The 23850-nt window shown below is 48.2% G+C and carries 18 protein-coding genes and 2 pseudogenes; 15 read left to right on the top strand and 5 right to left on the bottom strand.

From position 1 onward, the window contains the following. Window positions 1-54: 54 nt before the first annotated feature. Window positions 55-4302, top strand: a complete 4248-nt coding sequence (locus tag HUN05_18345) for a cadherin-like domain-containing protein (GenBank protein ID WDP86840.1) — start codon at window positions 55-57, stop codon at window positions 4300-4302. A 363-nt stretch (window positions 4303-4665) separates the two neighbouring features. Next, window positions 4666-5316, top strand: coding sequence for a flagellar brake protein (locus HUN05_18340; GenBank protein WDP86839.1), 651 nt, complete (start codon window positions 4666-4668; stop codon window positions 5314-5316). A gap of 107 nt (window positions 5317-5423) precedes the next feature. Here the strand turns inward: HUN05_18340 and HUN05_18335 are convergent, their stop codons facing one another. Continuing rightward, window positions 5424-6593 (bottom strand): IS4 family transposase, encoded by a 1170-nt coding sequence (locus tag HUN05_18335; GenBank protein ID WDP88131.1) that lies wholly within the window; start codon window positions 6591-6593, stop codon window positions 5424-5426. 326 nt (window positions 6594-6919) lie between these two features. On the opposite strand from HUN05_18335, the gene HUN05_18330 reads away from it, so the two are divergent. The 5 genes from HUN05_18330 to HUN05_18310 all read left to right on the top strand — a co-directional run bounded on the left by HUN05_18330 (window position 6920) and on the right by HUN05_18310 (window position 11985). After that, a complete protein-coding gene (locus HUN05_18330) occupies window positions 6920-7840 on the top strand; it encodes a hydroxymethylglutaryl-CoA lyase (protein WDP86838.1) in 921 nt (306 codons plus the stop codon). Between the two features lie 115 nt (window positions 7841-7955). Then, a complete protein-coding gene (locus tag HUN05_18325; GenBank protein ID WDP86837.1) occupies window positions 7956-8528 on the top strand; it encodes a cob(I)yrinic acid a,c-diamide adenosyltransferase in 573 nt (190 codons plus the stop codon). 253 nt (window positions 8529-8781) lie between these two features. Beyond that, entirely contained in the window at window positions 8782-9378 is a 597-nt protein-coding gene (locus HUN05_18320) for a hypothetical protein (GenBank protein ID WDP86836.1), read from the top strand. A gap of 616 nt (window positions 9379-9994) precedes the next feature. Then, window positions 9995-11428 carry a hypothetical protein gene (locus tag HUN05_18315; GenBank protein WDP86835.1) on the top strand — a complete coding sequence of 478 codons (1434 nt, stop codon included), beginning with the start codon at window positions 9995-9997 and terminating at the stop codon, window positions 11426-11428. A gap of 347 nt (window positions 11429-11775) precedes the next feature. Then, entirely contained in the window at window positions 11776-11985 is a 210-nt protein-coding gene (locus tag HUN05_18310) for a hypothetical protein (GenBank protein WDP86834.1), read from the top strand. Window positions 11986-12292: 307 nt separating this feature from the next. Here the strand turns inward: HUN05_18310 and HUN05_18305 are convergent, their stop codons facing one another. The 3 genes from HUN05_18305 to HUN05_18295 form a co-directional block, all read right to left on the bottom strand. After that, on the bottom strand, window positions 12293-12445 hold the full coding sequence (locus HUN05_18305) for a hypothetical protein (GenBank protein ID WDP86833.1): 153 nt from the start codon (window positions 12443-12445) through the stop codon (window positions 12293-12295). Window positions 12446-12823: 378 nt separating this feature from the next. Continuing rightward, entirely contained in the window at window positions 12824-13501 is a 678-nt protein-coding gene (locus HUN05_18300) for a response regulator transcription factor (GenBank protein WDP86832.1), read from the bottom strand. Window positions 13502-13813: 312 nt separating this feature from the next. Beyond that, window positions 13814-14785, bottom strand: coding sequence for an adenosine kinase (locus HUN05_18295; protein WDP86831.1), 972 nt, complete (start codon window positions 14783-14785; stop codon window positions 13814-13816). Window positions 14786-15020: 235 nt separating this feature from the next. Between HUN05_18295 and HUN05_18290 the strand changes: the two genes are divergently transcribed. Both HUN05_18290 and HUN05_18285 read left to right on the top strand, forming a co-directional pair. Beyond that, on the top strand, window positions 15021-16193 hold the full coding sequence (locus HUN05_18290; GenBank protein ID WDP86830.1) for a methionine adenosyltransferase: 1173 nt from the start codon (window positions 15021-15023) through the stop codon (window positions 16191-16193). A gap of 164 nt (window positions 16194-16357) precedes the next feature. Beyond that, window positions 16358-17803: an adenosylhomocysteinase gene (locus HUN05_18285; protein ID WDP86829.1), complete on the top strand. Its 1446-nt coding sequence runs from the start codon at window positions 16358-16360 to the stop codon at window positions 17801-17803. A 547-nt stretch (window positions 17804-18350) separates the two neighbouring features. On the opposite strand, the gene HUN05_18280 is transcribed toward HUN05_18285, so the two are convergent. After that, complete coding sequence (locus HUN05_18280) at window positions 18351-18512, bottom strand: hypothetical protein (protein ID WDP88130.1); 162 nt, start codon at window positions 18510-18512, stop codon at window positions 18351-18353. A 209-nt stretch (window positions 18513-18721) separates the two neighbouring features. Here HUN05_18280 and HUN05_18275 point away from each other — a divergent pair, with 209 nt between their 5' ends. The 6 genes and pseudogenes from HUN05_18275 to HUN05_18250 all read left to right on the top strand — a co-directional run bounded on the left by HUN05_18275 (window position 18722) and on the right by HUN05_18250 (window position 23849). Further along, a complete protein-coding gene (locus HUN05_18275) occupies window positions 18722-19882 on the top strand; it encodes an iron-containing alcohol dehydrogenase (protein ID WDP86828.1) in 1161 nt (386 codons plus the stop codon). 98 nt (window positions 19883-19980) lie between these two features. Continuing rightward, window positions 19981-21138 (top strand): annotated as a pseudogene (locus HUN05_18270) (acyl-CoA dehydrogenase family protein). A gap of 28 nt (window positions 21139-21166) precedes the next feature. After that, window positions 21167-22030 (top strand): annotated as a pseudogene (locus HUN05_18265) (electron transfer flavoprotein subunit beta/FixA family protein). Then, entirely contained in the window at window positions 22014-23015 is a 1002-nt protein-coding gene (locus HUN05_18260; protein WDP86827.1) for an electron transfer flavoprotein subunit alpha/FixB family protein, read from the top strand. Before HUN05_18265 ends, HUN05_18260 begins: the two are co-directional and overlap by 17 nt. Window positions 23016-23018: 3 nt before the next feature. Next, entirely contained in the window at window positions 23019-23192 is a 174-nt protein-coding gene (locus HUN05_18255) for a hypothetical protein (GenBank protein WDP86826.1), read from the top strand. 3 nt (window positions 23193-23195) lie between these two features. Then, window positions 23196-23849 (top strand): thioesterase family protein, encoded by a 654-nt coding sequence (locus HUN05_18250; protein WDP86825.1) that lies wholly within the window; start codon window positions 23196-23198, stop codon window positions 23847-23849. Window position 23850 lies beyond the last annotated feature (1 nt).

The raw sequence follows: 23850 nt of genomic DNA, 5'->3' as shown, positions 1-23850 counted from the left end.
ACCAGTGTTGACCAATTGTCTTTTCACCATAATGGTGGGCCACTGACCATTGATATGCTGTCTGAAAGGAACGGATTGATCATTGACGGTGACGGATCTTCCTCCAACCTTGATATTGAAATCTTTTTGTATGATGAGTTTGGTGGGTTTGTTGCTAATAATGATGATCATGGCGGCGGTGCTGACGGATCAACCCATAATTATGATTCCTATCTTGATTTTGGTAACCTTGCGGAAGGCAATTATGTCCTCCGGGTGGGCTCCTGGAACCTGGATTCATCTGAAGCCCTTGCCGATCATAATAACAGCGGAGGCACCGGAGATTATCAGGTCACCTTGACCGGCGACGTTAGTGTAATGTCTTCCTCAAATAGCCCGCTTTCCATTGTCGGTGACGAGAGTCTGGAGGATGGCGAGATCAATCCCCTGGTCACCCAGACCATTTCAGCCGATGAGCTGGGTATTGATTTTGGTACAGACGGCCCAGGTGATTTGGACGGTGTAGGCCCCAATGGTGAGATTGCCTTGTCCATAGACGGTGGAATCTGGAATCCTGCGGACATGACCCTGACCTTTTATCAGGACGGGATGAGTGAGGTTGAGGGTGTTCTTACCCCCAACGGTCCTGCCACCTGGACCATTACCATGGTCAATGAGGCCGCCGAAGGTGAAGCACCCAGATACGGGTATGAGTTTAATCAGCTTACGGCAGTTGATCATGATGTTGCCGGAGACGGGACTCAAGGCTCCCATAATGAAGAAGCATCCTGGACTGTCGGCATGACTATTATTGACGGTGATACGGCCTCTGCAAGTATTCAAGTGAGCATCAAGGATGACGGCCCCAGCATTGTGATTAATCAGGAGCTGATCAATCAGAGTGAGGGGTTTTCCGTTTCAGTGACCGAAGATGCCTTTGATATCGATGCTACCACCCCTGTTCCGGTTGCCTCTTTCTTTAACGGAGATTATGGCACTGACGGAGAGGGCAGCATAAGCTATGAGCTGACATTAAGCCTTCCTGCGGGAGAGACTTCTGTGGGGTCAGGCCTTTATACCCATGATGGGAATGAAATTTTTCTTGAGTTGGATGGTGATCAAATTATAGGTGTTCAGGGCGGAACAACTTATTTTGCTCTGTTCATTAATGACGATGGAAAGCTTGAGTTTGATCAGATGCAACCCATCAAGCATGCGGGTGATTCAGAAAGCCTCAGCCTTGAGGGCATTGGCATTGAAGCCGTTATTACAGATGGTGACAATGATACAGATACCACAAATTTTGATTTGAGCCCCTATTCAGTGTCCATAGAGGATTCTAATCCCAGTGCCCAGGATGACTCCTATCTGAATACTGATAATGGAGATGCCTTTGTGGTTGCAGAAGACGGCAGCCTTGACATTGATCTTCAGGACATGCTGGGCAACGACCTTCCAGGCGGTGACGGTGGAATGGAGATGGACAGTTTTACCCAGCCCGCACACGGCAGTCTGGTCCAGAATGGGGACGGCAGTTTTACCTATACACCCGATGAAAATTATAATGGGGAAGACAGTTATACCTACACCATTATTGATGCGGACGGGGACCCCTCCACGGCCACGGTAACCTTAAACGTGACCCCGGTCAATGATCCGCCCGAAGCTCAGGATAAGTTTATCAATGTGGATCAGGCCCGTGAGGCATTTACCATGTCCGAAGAGGTCTCTGACCAGGAAACCCCGGATTCAGGCCTGACCATCACCATTGATACCCTGCCTGAAAGCGGTAGTCTTTTTTATACGGATGCCAATGGTGACCAGATAGAAATCACAGGGGTTACAAGCCTGAGCCAGGCTGAATTTGACAGCCTGGAGTATGTGGTTGACCAGGACGGTGTTGTTGATCCGAGTGTTGAATTCCTTTTGGGTACCACAGATGCCACCGGTTCAATTGCAGACTGGGGTACTACAAATGACGGCGGAATGACCTATGTATCCTCCCTGTCAACGGGAACCGGCACCATTAACGCCATTGTCAGCGGTCTTAATTCTGACGGAACTCCTGCCGGTATCGGGTTTCAGAACAGCCCGACCACCCAGCACGGTGTGGGCATCGGTATGAACGGCAATGTCGGCGACAATCAGATCCAAACCAATGCAAATGGTCAAGGTGAAACCCTTGTTCTTAATTTTACAGATGGTGCTGACCAGGCTGTGAGTGTGACCAATGTGACCATCGGGTTCTCCGGCATGGGGGCTTATTTTAACAATGGCGCCTCCCAGAATGCACATGTGCACTGGGTGGCCAAGGATGCAGACGGTAACATTGTGGCCGAAGGCTACGAGAATAAGCCCGATTCCATGGCAGGCGATACCGGCGAGCTGAATGTGGATGTTGCTGATGCCAATGGGGCTGCCCTGTCATTTGCCAGCCTGGAAGTCTCTGTTGACGGGCCTGACGGTTCCCTTGGTTTCGGATCAGCCACGGTTAAATCCATCCAGGTGACCAAGGATGCCCAGGATTCATTTGACTATACCGTACATGATCCCGAAGGTCTCAGTGACTCAGCCACCGTTTACTTTGATCTTGACGAGTTTGCAGGTACATCCCCCTTTATTGTGGGCTCCAACGCTGATGATATCCAGGGATCTGAACAAGCCTTTGAAGTCCCCGGTCCGGATGTTGAAAATGATACCTCCGGTGAGATTACAGGTTCCGGGTTTGACGATATCATTGCAGGTGATGCCGGCGGCGTACAGCAGACCGAGTCGGGCAGTGTCCAGTATATTGTTGAAATGGATACTTCTGGCTCCATGGACGGTTCCAAACTGGAAGATCTTCAGGGGGCGGTTAAGGATATGATTCTTGATGTTTACAATCAGGTGGATAAGACCGATTCCGGCCTGGTTGACATTCAGCTTCAGGAGTTTTCCGACGCGGTTGGCCAGAATGCCAGCATCACCTTTGATAAAGATGCCGGAACCATCACTGTGGTCAATCCTGTCTGGGTTGATGCAGAACACTGGTGGCAGGAAGGCCATTGGGAAACTTCAAATATATCCTTTGATTTTAATGCCGACAACGACAATGATGGTATCCCTGACGGTCTTGAAGAGAACGGCGGGATTTTTGCCTGGATCGACAGCCTTGATGCAGACGGCAACAGCACCAACTATGAGTCTGCCCTGTCCGGGGCAAATGGTCTGGTAAACAGCGCCTATGGTGAGAACCATGTCATCTTTATCAGTGACGGTCTGCCCAATGACCGGGACGGGAATACAAGCGTATTCGACAATGGATCAGATATGGCTGTTTCGGATATATTTGGTGCCACTGAAGATAAAGGGTGGTCATTGTTTACAGATGAAACCGATACCGGAAATGAGGTTCAGGCCCTGGCCAATTCCGTGGACGGTATCAGGGTCATCGGCATGACCGGTTCTGAAAATATCACGGATGTGAACGGGGTGGTGGATGCCCAGGGTAACATTGTAAACATTCACAATACCGGGGATTTGATGGACGCCATGGATACAACAGGCGATGCTCTGATGCTGGGTGATTCAGGAAGCCTTTCTTCCGTTCTGGGCAATCTTGTGGAAACAGATCTATTACCGGCGGGCAATGACACCATCAACGGCAATGACGGCAATGACCTGATTTTCGGCGATGTCATCAATACCGACGGTGTGGCCGAAGACCTTGCGGACCAGGGATACGATGTTTCATCCATCAACGGCCTGGCCGACGGATCCGGCTGGGAAGTTTTTGAAACCCTGGAAACTGAATTGGACGGCTGGGAACGTTCCGACACCATCCAGTACATTCAGGATAACCATGAAGCCCTTGCTGTCGAGAGTGGACGGGAAGGCGGGGATGATGTGATCACCGGCGGTGATGGAGATGATATCATTTACGGCCAGGAAGGTAATGATACCATTGACGGTGGTGCCGGAGACGATGTCATTGACGGCGGCACCGGAATCGATACCCTGGTGTTGATGGATGATTCCTACGAATCCCTTGATTTTTCCAATGTCTCCAATATGGAAAGAATCGAACTGGCTGATGATGGTGAGGCCCAGACTTTGAGCCTTACTGCCCAGGATGTCTTTGCCATGTCCGAAGGCGGTTCCCTTGAGATTTCAGGCGGCAATGACGGAGACCAAGTCAGTCTTGATTTAAGTGACGGCTGGACCCAGTCTGGCGATACCTATACGGCCAATGTTGATACCGGTGCCGGCTTTGTGGATGTCTCCATCTCAGTGACAGATGTGATTGTTGTTACCTATGATGACCAAGGCAATCCCGTAACCTAATTTGATCAATATTCAAATAAACCTATACCTGGGGCCTGCCAGACTGATCTGGCAGGCCCCGGTTTTTTTTATGGCATAGGGAATCGCAGCCTGGCGGCCCTGGGGACAAAATTGGGGGATACCGCCTGGGTACATATCTGATTTTCCAAAAAATCTGGCAGCTTTTCTTTTTGTCTCCTTGTTTCCGGGTGAAAACCTGTGGTTTTTTTCCCTTGACAAAAACCTCTTGACAAAGATCAGGCGAATCAATACTTAATTCAGAACATGTGAGCGTAAAATACGTATGGAGACAGGGGTAAAAAGGTAAAAGCGTTAACAAGCACAGGCTTTTGATCCTGATAGCATCTGGAAAGGAATCTGCACATGGACGAATTAGAAGGCCTTTTGGAACTATACAAATCCCAGGGAATCTATATTGATATCGGTACCAAGGTGTACCTTGAAATTGACGGGGGCACCTTTTCTGTCACCAGTGTTTTTGTGGGCATGCTTAAAGATGAGTTCATGATCATCACCCTGCCCCAAAAATATAAAAGCGTAAAAAACAAATTATACCCGGGCAATACAATGATTGTAAAATACCTGCATGAAGGATCTGTTTTTGCCTTTCAGGCAGGGGTGATTGAAATGATCACCACCCCCATCCGGGCCATCGCGCTTGAATATCCAAAAGTGGTTCAGCAAAGAGAACTTCGCGGCAGCAGGCGCAGGGCCGTTGTCATACCGGGACGGGTGGAGGCAAAAAGAAGTGATACGCCTGTTATTGTCAACGATATCAGTAAAAAAGGATGCAGCTTTATATACCAGGGGAAAACCAACCTCCGAGAGGGGGATGTATTGCGGATTTTTTGCCAGTTTCCCGGATTTGCAGACGAAACCGGTGCCATGGCCTGTGTCAGAAATATAAGAAGAGAGCAGGGGACCCTGTCGGTGGGGGCTGAATTCCAGGATGCCACCCAGGCCTTTTTAACCCCTTTGATGCATTTTCTTTTGTCCATTGAGGGATTTGTCTGATTATTTTTAAATGGAATAAAAGACGAATTTAAATTTCCACGAAATCTGTATTTAAAATTGGCGAAAAATATTTAAATTTTTATCTAATAATTATCAGTGATGTCCGGTTAGTTTTTTGCTTGCTCAATAATTTTTTGATCTTTGACAATATTGTCCCTGTTTGAACTATGAGAGCCCTGCTCCTCGCAGCCAAACAGGTCATTTAGAATGGCGGTTCGCAGCTGCCGAACTCTTTTGATCGTGACCTTTTCATTAAACTGTTTTTGGCAATGGATTGCCAGTAACAGGTAAGTGATAAGGCCGCCAAGAATCTGAACCATAAGGCCGTATTCACTGCGGGCAATGAGATGATATACCTTCAGATGTTCTTTCCACCATTTGAAAAAATCCTCAATGGTCCACCGGAGTTTATAAATTGTTGCTATTTGTTCCGCTGTTAAATCATGCCTGTCAGTTGCCACATAGTATTTGACGCCAGCAATTTTATAGCCAACAACCCGAACAGGCCTTTTCGTCTGGTTTTGATTCGGAGTACCAAGTTTAACCAGTGCATCATAAAAAATGTAGCTGTCGGAAGGGGTCTCGTGGTTATCAATAATTGTTCTTGTTGTCCTGGTTTTTATACGGCAGACAAAATGTTTGCCTTGCTCCTGAAGCAGGTCAAATTCTTTATGGGATTGATATCCACGATCCATAACACCTGTTTGCCCCTTGGAAACTATTTTGGGAACAAAGGTGCGTTCAGCGCCGTTGCCTTCAGTCAAAAAGATTTTGTTTGGGATTCCGTGATTAATGTCAAATCCGCAATGTACTTTGGCTTTTTTACTTCCTTTTCTGTAGTTCGCCCAGTGCATTGAAAGGACTGCATTTATGAGACTACCGTCAATGGAAACCAACTCTCCTAACTCGGCGTGTTCACCCGGATGACACTCAAGAGCCTGTTTATAAAGATCCTCAAAGATAAATTGCAGTTGTTCGAGTCCCCTGTGATTGATGGCTTCACAGAAACTACTACGGCTGATACCACCGTCTGGCGCAATATTTTCTTTAGCAAAAACATTCTCCTTGAGATCCTGAATTAAATGTCGGGCAGACTTGTGCTCCTGAAGATGGAAATAAACCAAAGCATTTATCTGGTCTTCGAATGTCATTTTTAAAGGGCGGTCTCCTCGAGATTGTAATTCCGGTGCTTTTGAAAGTGACTTTATCAGAGGGCACCTGAAATTGTCAAAGTTCAGGGACCGTAGTTGTTTTTTAGGGACTGAGATGTGCGTCATTTGAGCTCCTTGAGTTAAATTTTCAAGGCGCACAAAAATTTTTACGCACATTTGTCAACACAAAACAGACTGTTTTTTCAATGATTTTAGATGCTTTTTATATGCAACAACCTAACCGGACACTACTGATTTTGACTGTAAACGCCAATACGTTTACGATTATCACAGCCAAACAAATTGATAAAAGCTGAATTGATTTTTAAATAATAAAATGCTGGCCCTCGGCTGAATCTTCTCTTTATTGCACTTCGAATCAATTGGGTAACGAAGGTAAAAGAATCCGTGAATGATCATTGATGAATGAACAGACAGCAAGGTGATTTCCAATGATAAAAATAGTTGAAGTCGGTCCCCGGGACGGGTTGCAGAACGAAAGCGTAATGATCCCCTCAAATATCAAGGTGGCCTTTGTTGATGCACTCTCTGAATCAGGGATTAGAGAAATTGAAGTCAGTGCATTTGTTTCGCCCAAAATGGTGCCCCAGCTCGGGGATGCCGCAACTGTATTCCAAAATATTCAACGTAAAAACAATGTGGTGTATTCGGCACTTGTTCCCAACTTAAAAGGACTTGAGCATGCGGTTGCAGCCGGTGCGGATAAGATTTGTGTTTTTATGGCCGCCAGTGAAACATTCAACCTGAACAATATTCATACAACAGTGGCTGGGTTCCTGGAGCGGTTTGTGCCTGTGGTCAAACAGTCAAAAAAACTTGGTCTCCCGGTCCGGGGATATATTTCCACAGCGTTCTGGTGTGCCTTTGAAGGTAAGATTCGCCCGGACATGGTTGTGGATTTGGCAAAACAGATGATTGATATGGGAATAGATGAATTGTCAATTTGCGATACCATTGGCAAGGCAACCCCGGATGAAGTGGCCACGCTCATGGATGTGTTGTTGCCATGCCTGCCTTCAGAGTGTATTGGGGTTCACTTTCATGATACCTACGGCAGAGCAATTGCCAATGTTCTTAAATCGGTCTCTTACGGTATACAGATTGTTGATGCCAGTGTCGGAGGGCTTGGCGGATGTCCCTTTGCCCCTGGCGCCACCGGTAATGTGGCCACGGAATCTGTTGCGGCAGAATTGATCAAGGCCGGTGAAAAAGTAAATCTTGATATTCCCAGGCTTTATCAAGCCTATGAATTAATAGCCCCGTATTTGCCGGCTCAACCCCAACCCCCGACAGCCTCCCTGGCATGCAGAGTCTGTCAATTTTTTGATGGAAATAAATGCTGTGAAAAATAAACACCCGGATCTTGGATCTGGCTCTGTAAACTGGATATAATAGACAATAGGCCCAATATAATAGATGAAACCGCTTATTTGAAAATTCAAAAAAAGTGCCGGCAGGAGGCTGGAAATGAAATTGTATACAGGTACGGGGGACAGGGGGAAAACAAGTCTGTTCTCCGGCGAACGGGTGATGAAATCATCTCTGCAGGTTGAGGCCTACGGAGAAATCGACGAGCTCAATTCATTTATCGGAATTGTCAAGGCGGCCTGGGAGATCGAGGATCCCGAGTTGGATCGCCAGATCGACTGTATCCAGGCACAGCTCCTGGAAGCCGGGGCTTGGATGGCAACCCGTCCGGGCGCTTCATCTGCTTTATTTTTACCCCCTTTTACCCATGAACCGGCACAAGCGCTTGAATCCGTCATTGACCAGCTCTCCGAACACCTGCCCGAACTCAAGCATTTTATTCTGCCCCAGGGGCATTTGTCCGCAACCATGGCCCAGGCGGCAAGGGCTGTCTGCCGCAGGGCGGAGCGTCGGATGATCGCCTTTGCCACCGGGGCCAGCCATGGTGAAAGTAAAACAGATACGCTTAAGAATATCCTGGTTTTTCTCAACCGTCTGTCTGACTATCTTTTTATTCTTGCCAGGTACCTGAACAAGCGGCACGGCATGGAAGATACCTTGTGGAAACCATAACACCTAAATACCGCAAACGTCATTTGACCGGATATGCAAGGCTCCGGGCATGCATCTGCATATTTTTTGGGCAAATGCCCGAGAACCAATCAGATCCGGTCAAAAGGCGATCCCTTAAGGGCCCGGCCGTTGAGGGGGGGTGCATGTACAAGATAGGTGAGCGGCAAAAATGAAAAATACGTATTATCATCGCCGGAAATACCACCCAATGGCCCAAAATTCAAAACAACGATTAGGTAACAGCGTATTTTCAATGGGACCTTACACGGTTGAACTGGCTGCCAGGAAACGGCTGGCCAAAGATATCTGCGAACTGACATTTACCCGGCCACAAAATTTTCAATTTATTCCCGGACAATACATCCGGTTTCACTTTCAGGGGCTGGAACGCGATTATACCCTGGTGGGCGCCCGTGATGACTCCAGGATCTCCATTTGTGTGGAACGGTTCGAAAATCAAGGTTTTTTAGCCCGTCTTTTTAAATGCAAGCCTGGTCAAAGACATGAAATTTCAGGTCCCTACGGTCATTTTATTTACAGACCCGGGAGGCGTCCTTCTGTGTTTGTGGGAACAGGAACCGGTGTTGCCCCTTTTGCTGGGTTTGCCGCTTCCGGAGTATCGGGGTATATCCTGCTTCAGGGCGCAAGACAAAGCCAAGACCTGATTTACCGGGAATGTCTTGAAAAAAACAGCAAAACCTATGTTCCCTGCCTCAGCCGTGATCCAGGCGCAGCCTCGGCATTTCAGGGCCATGTGACCCAGTATCTGGATCAGGTCCTTTCCAGAGGCGAGTACCGATTTTATATTTGCGGCGGCAGGCAAATGATACAGGATGCATGGGCATTATAGACCGCAGATTTCCCGGGTCCCTGGTTTTTAATGAACGGTTCAGTTGACGGCGTTTGTTAAGCAATCCGGATTACCGTGTGTTTAAAGCCCCCGGGGCCGGCCAGTATTGCCATTAAATCATCTGCAACTGGCACTCACTTGGCCGGGGGTCAGACTTACAGGGGCAGTAAAAGGTGGCCAGTCCTCTCTGCCAGGTTTGTCCCGAGAGGACTGGAACGGCAGGACAGGTTTCTTCCGGCCGTGAATGATGATCTGAGAAAATATGCCACCATGGGGCGTTCTTATGTGTTGTCATATTAAATCCTCCGGTTTCAGGTTTATGGCGCAGGATACCCACGTATCTGCGGGTAAAATTATCGTTTGCAAACGGCCTCAGCCAATACAAGGCTTTGGCTTAAATGTTAGGTGATGAACATCATTGTCAGAACTGTTACGATCATAGGTAACCTCCTGTTTTGGGTCTGAGTATCTACCACCGGATGCTGGGCTGTTAATGTTTTTTATGCCTGACAATGTTTTGGGGCGATTGATAAATAATATGGTGCTGTTTGATAGAATTTCAATGGCAAACCCTTTTTTAATTTTTTTTATCGACAAGCGCAAGCCTGGTGATTTCTTGTGCGCTGTCCTTGTTCCGGTTTTTGATACATCATACAGAATACTCCATGGGGGGAATGAAAATAAAGGGGTAAAAGGGGTGAGGTCTTTTAAGTTTATCCTGTTATCGTTGCTGTACCTGCTGCTGCCGTTGCTGCTGTTGTCTTTGTTTTTACAGGCAACCGAAAATATCACCTGGTCTACCCTTGTCTCAAGAACTGCCGGAATATATGCCTTTGTCTGGTATGCGCTTCAATTTATCATAACCGCCAGGATCCGTTTGCTGGAACGCTTGATTGCCCAGGACAAACGGCTGGTCCTTCACATGCTCTTTGCCATTGGTGTCCTGGTGATTGTTCTCATTCATACCGGCTTTGGAAATGAAAAATATATCAGCAAAATTCAGGCAGGCCTCGGCGGCACGGCCGATATGGTCTTGCTTTGGGCAACCCTGTTCAGCGGTCTGTTTTTCAGCAATTATTTTATCCGGTTCCTGCCGGTTCTCAAGCCATTCAGGGATAAGATCGCAGCCGTGTTAACCCTTACACACGAACGATGCCTGCTGTTGCATTATGCCATGCCCGCAGGAATGGTATTGCTGATTGCCCATGTGGTGCTCATCCCCGAACAGGGATTGATCGTATTCAAGGCAGGCATGGCCATGATCGGCGCTGGCCCCCTGTTTGTTTTTTTGTATTATAAGATACGTGTTCCCCAAATGCTGGAAAAAGATCCATGGAAGGTCAACAAGGTGATTTTCGAATCCGACTCGGTCTTTACTATGCTTTTTGATCCGCCCCCGGGCAGAAAGATCAAACACCGGGCCGGCCAGTTTTGTTATATCCGCCCTTTGGACAGGTCCATGCCGTCACAATCCCATCCTTTCACCATTTCATCCCCACCAAAAGACCGGCAACTGAGCATTACGGTTAAACAATTGGGGGATTTTACAGCTAAAATCAAAGAGATCAAATGCGGCAGCTCGGTCAGCATAAACGGGCCATATGGGGATTTTTCATATGACCGGGTGTTATCCGGCCGCACTTTGATTTTTATTGCAGGAGGCATTGGTGTAACCCCTATGCTGTCCATGCTCGGTGATCTTTCCATTCAGGATCCAAAGCGCAAAGTCATACTCCTATGGGGGGTAAGGTATAAAAAAGATCTCATCCGTTTAAACGAAATACAGGCGATCGGAAAACAGATGCCCCTCTTTGTTTTTGAACCGGTGTTATCACGGGAACCCGTGTGGGCTGGGCTCAGGGGGCGAATTGATAAAATTATGCTGGATCAGGTGCTCAAGCGTCATGGGGTGAACATGGATGCTTTGAATCAGGCTGCCTGTGAATTTTTTATTTGCGGGCCTGGACCAATGACAATGGATATTTTACAGGTGTTAAAAGAAACAAAAATCCCAAGCTGTACCATTCATACGGAACAATTTTCATTTTAAAAAATCACCATTGAACATACACCGGATCTCATGGATAATGTTCAGTATGCCCCAAACCATTGTTCGCCGTTGTGCAGGGGTGATCAAGGCACAATCAAACCCGCACGATATTTCACGCCAGAGTGCTGGGTCGTCTCAGGCCCCGTCAAATAGGCGGAGACGAATGTGAGCCGCTTTTTTTCGGCGAAAAGAACACCATTGGGTGATTTGGAAATAAAACGAAACGTGATCCATGAAATATTAAATTTGGTTGATTGCTATAGTTTTAGTCAAGCCGTCGGCACGGAGACTGGTTTGTCTCTTGGGTTGCAAAACGGGACGGGCTTGACTACATCCCCGGCGGCCTGGTGGGTATCAGTTCCTCTGCCTGGTCGGTGAGTGCCTTTTTATTGATAGTGACAGACTATAAAAAAAATCTTGCGGCAGCGAAAAAATTCGCCTTGGGACTGACCGAAAACTTCAGCGCATCAATTAAAGTCGGAGATTTTGAAATCAAATGGACCATAGGCATCAGCGATATGGAAGGCCGCTATGGCGGTGCTGTGCCGATGCCCTGAACGCCGGCAGCAAGGCCAAAGAAAACTGGGCTAACATCAATGATCCCAAGGTCGATCTTGACGGGTTTGAAGGCGGTTTTCAGGATGGTGTGAATTATTATTTTTCTGCGGCTGGAGGTTAAGGGGGGGGGGGGCGGATCTTTATTTCATCTGGATCCAGGATTCGCATTGATGAAGGCCAACCGGAAAGAATCAGGCTGGCCAATAGGATTCAGCCCTGAAAGTTGAGTGTTAAATATAAAAAGGGGTATTGCTTTCCCCCCAAAGCAATCTCCCCTTTTATATTTTTTTATCCGTCTAAAGCGGGTTATTCTGCAGGCTCATAGGCTTCTGCGGTTGTCAAATTTATCCTTTGGACAGAAGAGACCATCTGTTTGCACTGCCATCCTTCAGGGTGCTGGTTTGATGCGGGCAATATTTTCTGGGCCACATCATTGTTTTGTTTTTTTTCATATATCAAAAAGTGTTGCGGTGTGACCTCGTGAACATATTTGCCCGATACCAGCAGCGGCAGCGTATTGGGCACGTCTGTCCGGATCAGATTCCCTCTTTTGGAATACTCAGAATAGGCGGTGTTTTTCAGACTTGATCATCGGTTTGAGGATCCTGCAGTTTTGGTTTGCAAACGACCGTGCAGGGGGTGCCATCCCTGCACGGCCGATGCGAAAAATGATCAGTGGAGGTGCCCTGATGATTTTGGACCCTGATCATATCTCTTTGGCATGTACCCAATTAATACCAGAAAGAGAAATAAAGCAATCAGGGAAAACCCTATTTTATTAGGTAAAAAATCTTAGTTGAATAATAAAGTTAAGTTGAAAAGATCAAAACGGCTTGTTTATTTGGTGGCGGGCCGGCCCTTGATGATGAAATTAAGAGTGGTAATTCCTTTGGATACCGCATATTTCGTAAGTTCAGCCGTATTGTTGAGTTTTAATTTTTTTTTCAGGTTGGATTGGTGGGTTTGTACTGTTTTGGGACTGATAAATAATTTTTGGGCAATGGCCTGGGGTTTGTAGCCTTCTGCAATGAGCTGGAGTACCTCCCTTTCCCGGTTTGAAAGGATGGAAAATATGGGATTGGCAACCTTTTGGTCCAAGATGTTTTTAACCACAGAGCCTGCAACGGCAGCACTGAGATAGATTTCGCCTTTTGCAACGATCCTGACCGCTGTGATCAACTCTTTTAAAGGACAGGATCTGAGCAGGTATCCGGAAATGCCCAGGTTAATCATACCCCAGACAAATTCAGGATTTGCGGTTTTGGACAGGGCAATAATTTTGATTTTTGGATTTTGGGATATGATCTGACGTACGACTTCCATCCCGTTCATATCCGGCAAGGCTGTTTCGAGAATCAGGATATCAGGGGCGAGGCAAGCAACCGAGTCAATGGTGGAAAGGCCTGAGTCCGCCTCTCCTGACACCTGTATCCCATCCTCTCTTGCAACGGTGTTCACCAGGCTTTCCCTGAACAGACGCTGGGTGCCTGTGATAAAAAGCCGTGTCTCGTTCATCTTGTATCTATGTCCATTGGTTTGCTTCACCGATTGGTTTTTTCGTCCAGTCAGTGAATGCGGTCAATTTTCATTCCCTGCAAACGTTTGTGCAGAGGATAAATCGTTCATAAATTGTGAATTGATTTTTAGTATAAATACCCCAAATCCCATGGCCGGTTCAAGGGATAAAGCCTTGAACCCAGAATGAGAGATCAGCAAATCACAATGTGTCAGGGGGGAGGATGAAAAATGGGGAAAGGGCAGGGCCCTTTCCCCATTATTTTACAGACTCGGTTATCAAAGAACAGGCTTGATCTTTGATCGGGCCGATTATTTTAACTTTTGGATTTTTTCCCAGGCCGTGTCAGGTATCTGGGCGCCCATGACCTGGCAGACTTCATAACCGCAGGCCGATCCAAGCTGCCCGCTTTTTTCAATGGAATATCCATGGGCAATGCCGTATAAAAAGCCTGCAGCCCATAAATCCCCCGCCCCTGTGGTGTCTTTGGGATCATTGCCTGAAACCGGGGGAATTTGAGTGGTTGAGTTTTGAAACCTAACATAGCTGCCATCTTTGCCCACCTTGAGAACCGCGTAGGTCACGTTTTGGGCCAGGATATCCAGCGCTTTTTTTTCATCTTTCTGACCTGTATATGCAAAGGCTTCATCTTCGTTGGCAATGAGAATATCCACATACTTTTCGATCATGTCCGGCAGGATCTCTTTGGATGCTTCCACCACCTCAAAACTTGCCAGATCCAGGGCGATTAATGCATTGGCTGCCTTTGCCGCCTCCATGGCCGCCGTTATGAGATCCGGGTTAAAGAGCAGATACCCTTCAATCACGGCAATGGCGGTATCCTCAAACAATTCAGACGTAATAGATGCAGGGTCCATCTCTGTGGATGCGCCAAGGTCTGTGAACATGGAACGCTGGGCATCGGGGGTAACCACGGAAAGCACCTTGCCTGTAGGCGTTTTAGACAGGCTTAGTTTCGGGTCCACTCCAGAGGCAAGAATTTGGGCTTCAAAATTTTCACCATAGGCATCTTTTCCCCGCCTGCCGATGAACCGTGATTTACCGCCCAATTTTCCCACCCCCAGGATGGTGTTGCAGGCCGCCCCCCCGGGAACGACAATGGGTGTCTGGTCTGTTTGGGATAAAATCGCCTGGTGGTCGGCATCAACCACATAGGTCATCCCCCCTTTTTCTTTGCCGAGGGCTGATAAAAAACCATCGGTTTCATTGATGAGGACATCCACCAATGCCGCGCCGATTCCGGTGATTCTGGTGCTGGACATTATGATTCTCCATTTTTAATTCAGGTTATAAATTTATCATGCATCATAAAAGGTGGGGCTTGGTTGTCAAGGGATTTTTACTCTTTATACAAACATGAACATATATTGATATATTTTTTTGAAAGTATTGACAATTTTATGGAAACAGCCTATATCTTACGGTGATATTGTATGCGTAACATATATAAAATATATCAGATTTTTATAAAATTACCCCTAATCATAAGGAGACGGCATGTCAGAGAAACTTTCATCTTTGTTTACATCTGAATCTGTTACCGAAGGTCATCCAGACAAGGTGGCGGATGCAATTTCAGACGCCATTCTGGATGCGATCATGGCAGAGGACAAAAACTGCCGCGTGGCTTGCGAGACATTGGTGACCACAGGCCTTGCCATGGTGGCCGGCGAAATCACCACAGACTGCTATGTGGATATTCCCGAAGTGGTCAGAAATACCATTAAAGATATCGGATACAACTCTTCCACCATGGGATTTGACTGGCAGACCTGCTCTGTCATCACCAGTATTGATCAGCAGTCCCGTGATATTGCCCAGGGTGTTGACGAAGGCGCAGGGCTGTTTAAAGAGCAGGGCGCGGGTGATCAGGGCCTGATGTTCGGGTTTGCCACCAATGAAACCGAAGAACTCATGCCCATGCCCATTATTTATGCCCATAAACTCACCAACCGCCTGACCCAGGTCCGAAAGAACGGTGCCCTTGATTTTCTCCGGCCCGACGGCAAATCCCAGGTGACCATCGAGTACGTGGACGGCAAGCCTAAACGGGTGGATACCGTTGTGATTTCCACCCAGCATTCTCCCGATGTCACCCATGATGACCTTAAGGCGGCCATAATTAAAGAAGTCATTAAAAAAGTGATTCCTGAAGATATGATGGACGGAGATACCCGGTTTTTCATTAATCCAACCGGCCGTTTTGTGGTTGGCGGTCCCATGGGCGACTGCGGGGTTACCGGCCGTAAGATTATTGTCGATACCTATGGGGGCCAGGGCAGCCACGGCGGCGGATGTTTTTCCGGAAAAGATCCTTCCAAGGTGGACAGATCTGCCTCTTATATGGGCCGTTACGTAGCCAAAAACCTTGTGGCAGCAGGTCTTGCAGACAAGTGCGAGGTTCAGGTGGCCTATGCCATTGGTGTGGCAGAGCCGGTGTCCATGATGGTGGATTTCATGGGCACAGGCAAAATTGATGAAGCCCGTGCGGTTGAGATTGTCAAAGAGGTTTTTGACTTAAAGCCTGCCGGCATTATCAAGGAGCTGGACCTTTTGCGTCCCATTTACAGAAAGACCTCAGCCTATGGCCATTTTGGACGTAAAGACCCTGACTTTTACTGGGAAAGAACCATCAAAGCTGACCAGATCAGAACTCTGGCAGGATTATAAACCTGACAACCCCCTAAAAAAGGCTGTCTGACAAGGTGTGATGGGTTTTGACCAATGCCGGATCAGGCGGCCTTAAATTTACGAGTAACGCTCTGGGGTTTACTATTTATTGATTTAAAAAATAACCTTATAGACAAAACACTCAAAGCACAAGGAGTTACCATATGCTAGAGCCAAGGAAAATCCCTGATTTTATAGATCTTGACCTTTCATTAAAATACAAGGTCAAGGATATTTCCCTTGCCGAGGACGGAATCAAGGACATGCAGCTTTCTGAAAAGGAAATGCCCGGACTCATGGCCATCAGGGAAAAGTACGGTCCTGAAAAACTTCTCAAGGGCCTGAAAATCATGGGCAGCCTTCACATGACCATCCAGACCGCCATGCTCATTGATACCCTGTACGAGCTGGGCGCTGATATCCGCTGGGCATCCTGCAATATTTTTTCCACCCAGGATCATGCAGCTGCCGCCATTGCCCAAAAAGGGACTGCGGCTGTTTTTGCCTGGAAAGGAGAAACCCTGGACGAGTTCTGGTGGTGCACAGAACAGGCCTTGATCTGGCCTGACGGGTCCGGCCCGGATCTTATCGTGGATGACGGAGGGGATGCCACCCTTTTTGTTCACCAGGGTGTAAAAGTGGAAAAAAATCCCTCTATACTTGAAACACAGACCCACAGCCAGGACGAACGGTGCCTTATGGACCGCCTCAAGGTTTCCCAGGCCCGGGATCCCCAGCGCTGGATAGAGATTGCCCAAAAGATCAAAGGGGTTTCAGAAGAGACCACCACAGGGGTTCACCGCCTCTATCAGCTGGCATCCAAAAAAGAACTTTTGTTTCCGGCCATCAATGTCAACGATTCGGTTACCAAATCCAAGTTTGACAACCTTTACGGGTGCCGGGAATCCCTGGCCGACGGTATCAAGCGGGCAACCGATGTGATGCTTGCCGGCAAAACCGTTGTCGTGGCAGGGTATGGTGATGTGGGCAAGGGATGTGCCGCTTCCATGAAAGGGTATGGCGCCATTGTTCTGGTCACTGAGATCGATCCCATCTGCGCCCTCCAGGCGGCCATGGAAGGATATGAGGTGGTTACCATGGAAGATGCCGCCACCCGGGGAGATATCTTTGTCACGGCCACGGGCAGCTACCATGTGATCACAGGAGAACATATGGAGATGATGAAGGATGAATCCATTATTTGCAATATCGGCCATTTTGACAATGAGATCAATATGGCATACCTGGAAAATCATCCCAAGGCCGTAAAGATTGTTGTCAAACCCCAGGTGGACAAATGGACCCTGGCATCCGGCCGCTCGATTATCGTGCTTGCAGAAGGCCGGCTGGTCAACCTTGGCTGCGCCACAGGTCACCCCAGTTTTGTCATGAGCAACTCTTTTTCAAATCAGACCCTGGCCCAGATTAAACTGGCCAAGGAAGATCTTGAGGCAAAGGTCTATACCCTGCCCAAGGAATTGGACGAAGAAGTGGCAAGGCTTCATTTGAAAAATCTTTCCGTTACGTTGACCAAGCTCACCCAGGAACAGGCAGATTACCTTGGAATTCCGGTAAACGGTCCGTTTAAGTCAGAGCATTATAAGTATTAATTAAACCTTTAGTTGTTTTTACCCCCGGCAGGCCATCGAGCCTGCCGGGGGTTTGTTTTTTTATGCCCCCGGGTGAATTGATCTTGGACCATGGCCGGGTTCAAATCTGTGAATTTTAAAGCAGCGGCCGGATTCACAGGTTTGAACCTGTTGATTTTATCGTAATTTAAGCTGGTTACCCTGACACAGGCCTGGACGGGTCTTTATGGAGTTCAAAATTTTGAACTTTTAGACTGAAAATTGTCCGCAATATCCATGGATTCCCACCGGAAAACGGGTGAAATCGGATAGAAAAGAAAGCCTAATGTTTTTATTTTCAATAAAAACAATGATTTAGCTTTGTTTTAAGATATTTAAAAAGGACTTGGCACAAGGATTGCTTTTATACAAATTAAATTAATTTTTTCATCTTTTTTTCCTTTTCTGAAAACAGGCTGCCAGGGTTACCCGGCAGCCTGTTTTAGTTGGAAAATATAAACCTGTAAGGTTTTCCACGTTTTTGTCCGGGCAATCTCTCCCTTTTTTTTATGAGAACAGCAAAATAGGTTTATTTTAACAGCTGATCCATGATCTCCTTGTCTTCCGGGAATCTGCCCGAGGCATGCTTTGAAAATACAAGAGTATCGTTAGCAACAATCTCATAGATACCGTTGGCACCGGGGACAAGTTCGGCAACGATGCCTGTCTGTTCTTTGATGAGGGCTGCCAGACCGGCAGCTTTGGGCTGGTAGTTTCAGACCGAGCAATAGGTGATCTTAATTTTCATTTAATTTTCCTTTGACTTAAAGTCGTATGTCTCTTTTGTTTATCAATTATTCCAAGGCCTTTTTTACCGAATTTGACCTTGCAGGATTTGTTCAAAAAGAGTTTAATGCAGGCCAATTAAATTTAAAAGGCTTAAATGATCGAGGAGGGTAAATGCTATTTCACATGCCGGTTAAACTCTATTTTGGACCTGGCCAGATTGAACAGCTCAAATCTATTGTATCAGAAGAGTTAAAGGCCAAATCTTCAGTCATTATTACGGATAAAGGTGTTGCTGAGGCAGGACTTGTGGACCGGGTAACAGATCTTTTGCCCGGTGCAAGGGTGTTTGATCAGATCGAAGCCAATCCCAAATCCAACACCATTAACCAGATTGCCGCGGCCCTGAGAACGGATAAACCAGACCTGATCATCGGCCTTGGCGGGGGCAGCCCCCTGGATGCTGGAAAGGCCCTGGCTTTGCTGGTGACCAATGGGGGGAATATTGAAGATTATGAAGGCAGGGAAAAGTACACTTCAGATCCTTTACCCTTTTTGGCCATTCCCACCACCTGCGGCACAGGGTCAGAGGTGACCTGGGTCTCGGTGATCACCGATGTAAACCGAAAATTTAAGATGAGCATCAAAGGGTCACGGATGTATCCTTGTGTCTCCATTGTGGACCCGGATCTGATTTCAAGCCTGCCCAAATCCATTATTGCCTCCACAGGCCTTGATGCCTTAACCCATGCTGTGGAGGCCTATTTGTCAAAACCTGCCACCCTGGTTACCGATACCTGTGCGGCCAGGGCTGTGCAATTGATTTTGGGATCTTTGGAAAAGGCCTGGGCAGATATTGAAAATAACCGGCTTGACCGGGAAAACCTCATGATGGGCTCCACCATTGCAGGGTTTGCCTTTGGTAATTCAGATGTGACTGCGGTCCACTGTATTTCAGAATCCATTGGGGCGCTTTACGATGTTCCCCACGGGGTGGCCAATTCCATTTTTCTTCCCCATGTGCTGGCCTATAATTTGCTGGCCTGCAAGGGGAAAATGGCGGATCTTGCCAAAATCGCCGGCATGGCCCAAAAGGCCAAGGCCGTTTTTCCCGGGGCAAAGGATCCCCAGGACGCTCTGGCCAAAACCTTTATCCAGGAGATCAGGTCGCTTTCCTCCCGCCTGAAAATTCCGCGTTTTTCTGATTTGAACATTGGCCCGGACCAGAACAAGACCATTGCCCGGATGTCTGTGGCCAACAATTCAAACGATTCAAATCCCTTGACCCTTGGGCAGGCTGATTATTGTAAAATACTTGAAAATGCTTTGGAATAGGGTATAGTCCGTCCGTGTGTCTGGGCTGAATTCAAGGACAAGGGGATCGAATTTGGCACAGCCTTAATTGTTTAATAAAAAATTTACGGCAGGATCAAATGGATTTTAATCCCTGTATGAAACACCAATTGGTCAGAAAAACAGTCCGGGAGTTTGCGGAAATTGAAATCAAGCCCCATGTGGCACAATTGGACAAGGAAGGTCGTTTCCCGAGTGAAATCGCAGAGAAAATGGGGCCGCTTCATTATTTCGGGCTTTAGGTTCCCAGGCATTTAGGTGGGGCAGGACTGGACAGTATCTCCTATGCCATTGTCATCGAAGAACTCTCCCGGGTATCTGCCTCTCTCGGGCTCTGTGTTACCGTTCACAACTCTGTGGGAATATATCCCATTCTGGCCTTTGGTACGCCGGAGCAGATTCAACGCCTGGTGCCGGATATGGCCTCGGGCAGCCATATCGGTGCCTTCTGCCTGACAGAGGCCAATGCCGGTTCTGATGCCGGAGGCGTGGAAACCATGGCCCGGAAAACAGATTCAGGCTATGTGATCAACGGGACCAAAATTTTTGTCACCAATGGTGGGGTCTGCGATATTGCCCTGGTTTTTGCCGTGGACGAGCAGGAGAACAGGGTCAAGGGCAAACCCGTGGCCAATGTTTTTGTGGTGGAAAAAACCCGGCCCGGATTTTTGGTGGGGGAGGTTGAAGAACTCTGCGGGATGCGGGCGAATCCGGTATCTTCTCTTTTTTTTGAGGATTGCACGATTCCTGAAACCAATCTTCTGGGTAAACATGGCCAGGGATTGAAAATCGGTTTGTCAGCCCTGGACACCGGCAGAATCGGCATTGCTGCCCAGGCTCTGGGCATTGCCCAGGCCGCTTTTGAAGCCTCCCTTTCCTATGCCAGGGAACGCCAGCAGTTTAATTCCTCCCTTTCCAGGTTCCAGACCATTCAAAATTATCTGGCAGAGATGGCAACCGGGATTGAGGCTTCCAGGCTTTTGCTATACCGTGCTGCGGCTGCCAAGGACAGGGGAGGGACATTTTCAGCCCAGGCCTCCATGGCAAAGCTTCACTGCAGTGACACGGCCAAAAAGGTCACCGACCTTGCCGTACAGATTCACGGGGGGTATGGATATTCCAAGGAGTATGATGTGGAGCGGTATTTCAGGGATGCCAAGGTTACCCAGATCTATGAAGGGACCAGTGAAATCCAGAAAATGGTCATTGCCAGGGATCTGCTGACCCGGCCAAGTTAAGCCAATCCAAGTATCAGGATGATAAAAAATGGAAAATTTTAATATCGTTGTATGTATTAAGCAGGTGCCTATGGTATCCGAGCTGCCCTGGAATACCAAAACAGGGACCCTGAAACGGGAATTGGCCCAGGGTATGATGGATCCTTGTTCAAAGCTGGCCCTTGAAGCAAGTCTTAAGCTCAAGTAGGCCCGGTCAGAAGACGGGGTTTCCACAAGGATACTGGCCCTGTCCATGGGGCCTGCCATGGCCGAAGAAACCCTTCACCAGGCCGTGGCTTTAGGGGTAGACCGGGGGGTGTTGCTCTCTGACCGGCAGATGGCCGGAGCAGACACCTGCCTGACCTCTTTTATCCTGGGCGAATATATCCGCAGGTTTGAGCCCCAAACCGATTTTATTCTCTGCGGGGCCCAGACCAGTGACAGCGAGACCGCACAGGTCGGCCCCCAATTGGCATGTGAACTGGATATGCCGGCCATTGGATGGGCCTCCCACCTGAGCCTTTCAGGCCGAACCCTGATTGTACAGCGCCATGTGGATGAATTTTTAGAAACCTTGGAAATGGATTTGCCGGGCCTTGTGACCATTGACCAGGGGGCCTTTGCCCCGGGATATGCTTGTCTTGGAGATGTCCAGTCGGCATTTGAAACATCCCGGGTGACGGTTGTGGACGCAAAGATGCTGGGTCTTGACAAGGAATTCAATGCGCTCAAGGATTCTCCCACAAGAATTATAGAGGTATATTCTCCCACCACCCAAAAGAAAAATACAGTGCTCAAAGGGGCTGCAAAGTCTGTGGTCGACCAATTGTTTAAAACCTATGGCAAGGTTATCAGCTCTGCCATGGGCAAGGATATTGAGATGAAAGAAGGTCAGAATGGAAAAAACAAATAAAGATATCTGGGTGCTTGGAGATTACCGGAATTATTTCCGCAGCCGGGTTACCCTTCAGATTTTGGCCCGGGCCAGATTTTTGGCTGAAAAGACCGGGGCAAAGGTTTGTGCCGTGGTGTTCGGCCATGATGTGGACGAGTATGCCCGTGAGTATATTGCCCATGGGGCTGACCGGGTATATGTGATGGATCATCCCCGGCTTGAGGGATATTCCCTTGAAATTTACAGTTTTCTGCTCACCAGCCTGGCCAGAGAATTTTCTCCTGATATTCTTTTGATCGGGGCCACACGATTTGGTCAGGAGATTGCCCCGAGGGTGGCCAAGGCCTTGAAAACGGGTTTGACCGCAGACTGCATTGACCTTGAAATTGATGAAAAAGGGCGTCTGGTTCAGATTGCCCCCTCTTTTGGCGGCAACCTCATCGCCAGGATCATCACCCCCAAGGCAAGGCCCCAGATGGCCACTGTCAGGCCCGGCACCTTCCGGGAACTGGCCCATGATGACAATGCCAAAGGGGAGATAATCCCCATGGATCTGCCAGAAGATCTTCCCGAACAAAGGGTTTGCTGTCTTCAGTCCGAATATAAACCGGCCAAGGCTGTGGGGATTGAAGAGGCGGATATTGTGATCACCGGGGGCAGGGGCATGGGCTCCAAGGGAAAGTTTAAAAAATTATTCGACCTTGCCGGTCTTATGAATGCAGAAGTCGGGGCCACAAGACCTGTGGTCTATGCCGACTGGATCGGTCATGATGCCCTGGTGGGACAGGCAGGCAAACAGATCCGGCCCAAGGTCCTCTTTGCCTTCGGCATCTCAGGCGCCATTCAGCATACTGCGGCCATCTCTGATGCCGATTTTATTGTGGCCGTGAATAAAAACCCCAACGCCACCATGATGAAAATGGCGGATGTGGCCATTGTGGCGGATGCCAACCAGGTCTGTTCCGGCATCATAAGGGAAATAAAGAAAAATATCAGGGATTGAGCCATGCATGTATTTGACAATGATTTAAGAATGGTTCCGGAAAAAGCCGGGGGTCACACCCTGGTGTTGTCAGACAGATGGGCCATCAATAACACGGCAAACGGAGGTTATATTATGGCCCTTTTGACCCGGGCCATGGGAGCAGATTTGCCCGGGAATAACACCGGTGACAGCTAGGGTGTGGCCGGGGGTATCAAAAACACGGCTGCCATTATCACGGCCAATTACATGGACCGGTGTCTTCATTGCCCGACCCGGATCCAGGTCTCCACCCTGGGAGAATCCACCCATTTTATAAGAAAACAGGCAAGTATCGTTCAGGATGGCAGGGAACGGATCAGGGCCATGGGAACTTTTGTAAGGCCCAGTCAAATTGATTTTCCTTCGGACTATGATGGGGTGCCCGAAGATGTGGCCCCATGGGACAGGTGCATAAAGGTGCCGTCCATGCCCGGATATTCCTTGTTTGATCAGGTGGACCTGAGGCTGGATCCTGAGTATGCCGGGTGGATGGAGGGCAATCTGGCCCAAAGATCTGTGATGAAAGGCTGGGTACGCTTTAAAGACCCCCGGGCCGTTGACCTTGAGGCCCTGACCCTGTTTGCAGACAGTTTTCCCCCTTGTGTCCTTGCCCGCCACGGGCTTGTGGCCTGGGTGCTCACCATTGAATATTCGGTCAATATCAGGGAACTGCCCTCATCTGACCGGCTCAAAGGCATATTTACCACCCGGTTTATTTCAAGCGGTCTGGTGGAGGAAGATGGTGAACTCTGGGATGAAAACGGAAGGCTGGTTGCATTGTCCCGGCAGATTGCCAAGTTTCACCCTCAATAAC

The sequence above is a fragment of the Desulfobacter sp. genome (assembly GCA_028768545.1).
Taxonomy (GTDB): Bacteria; Desulfobacterota; Desulfobacteria; order Desulfobacterales; family Desulfobacteraceae; genus Desulfobacter.
The sequence above is the reverse complement of the archived record's forward strand: the minus strand, read 5'-3'. Positions and strand labels throughout refer to the sequence as shown.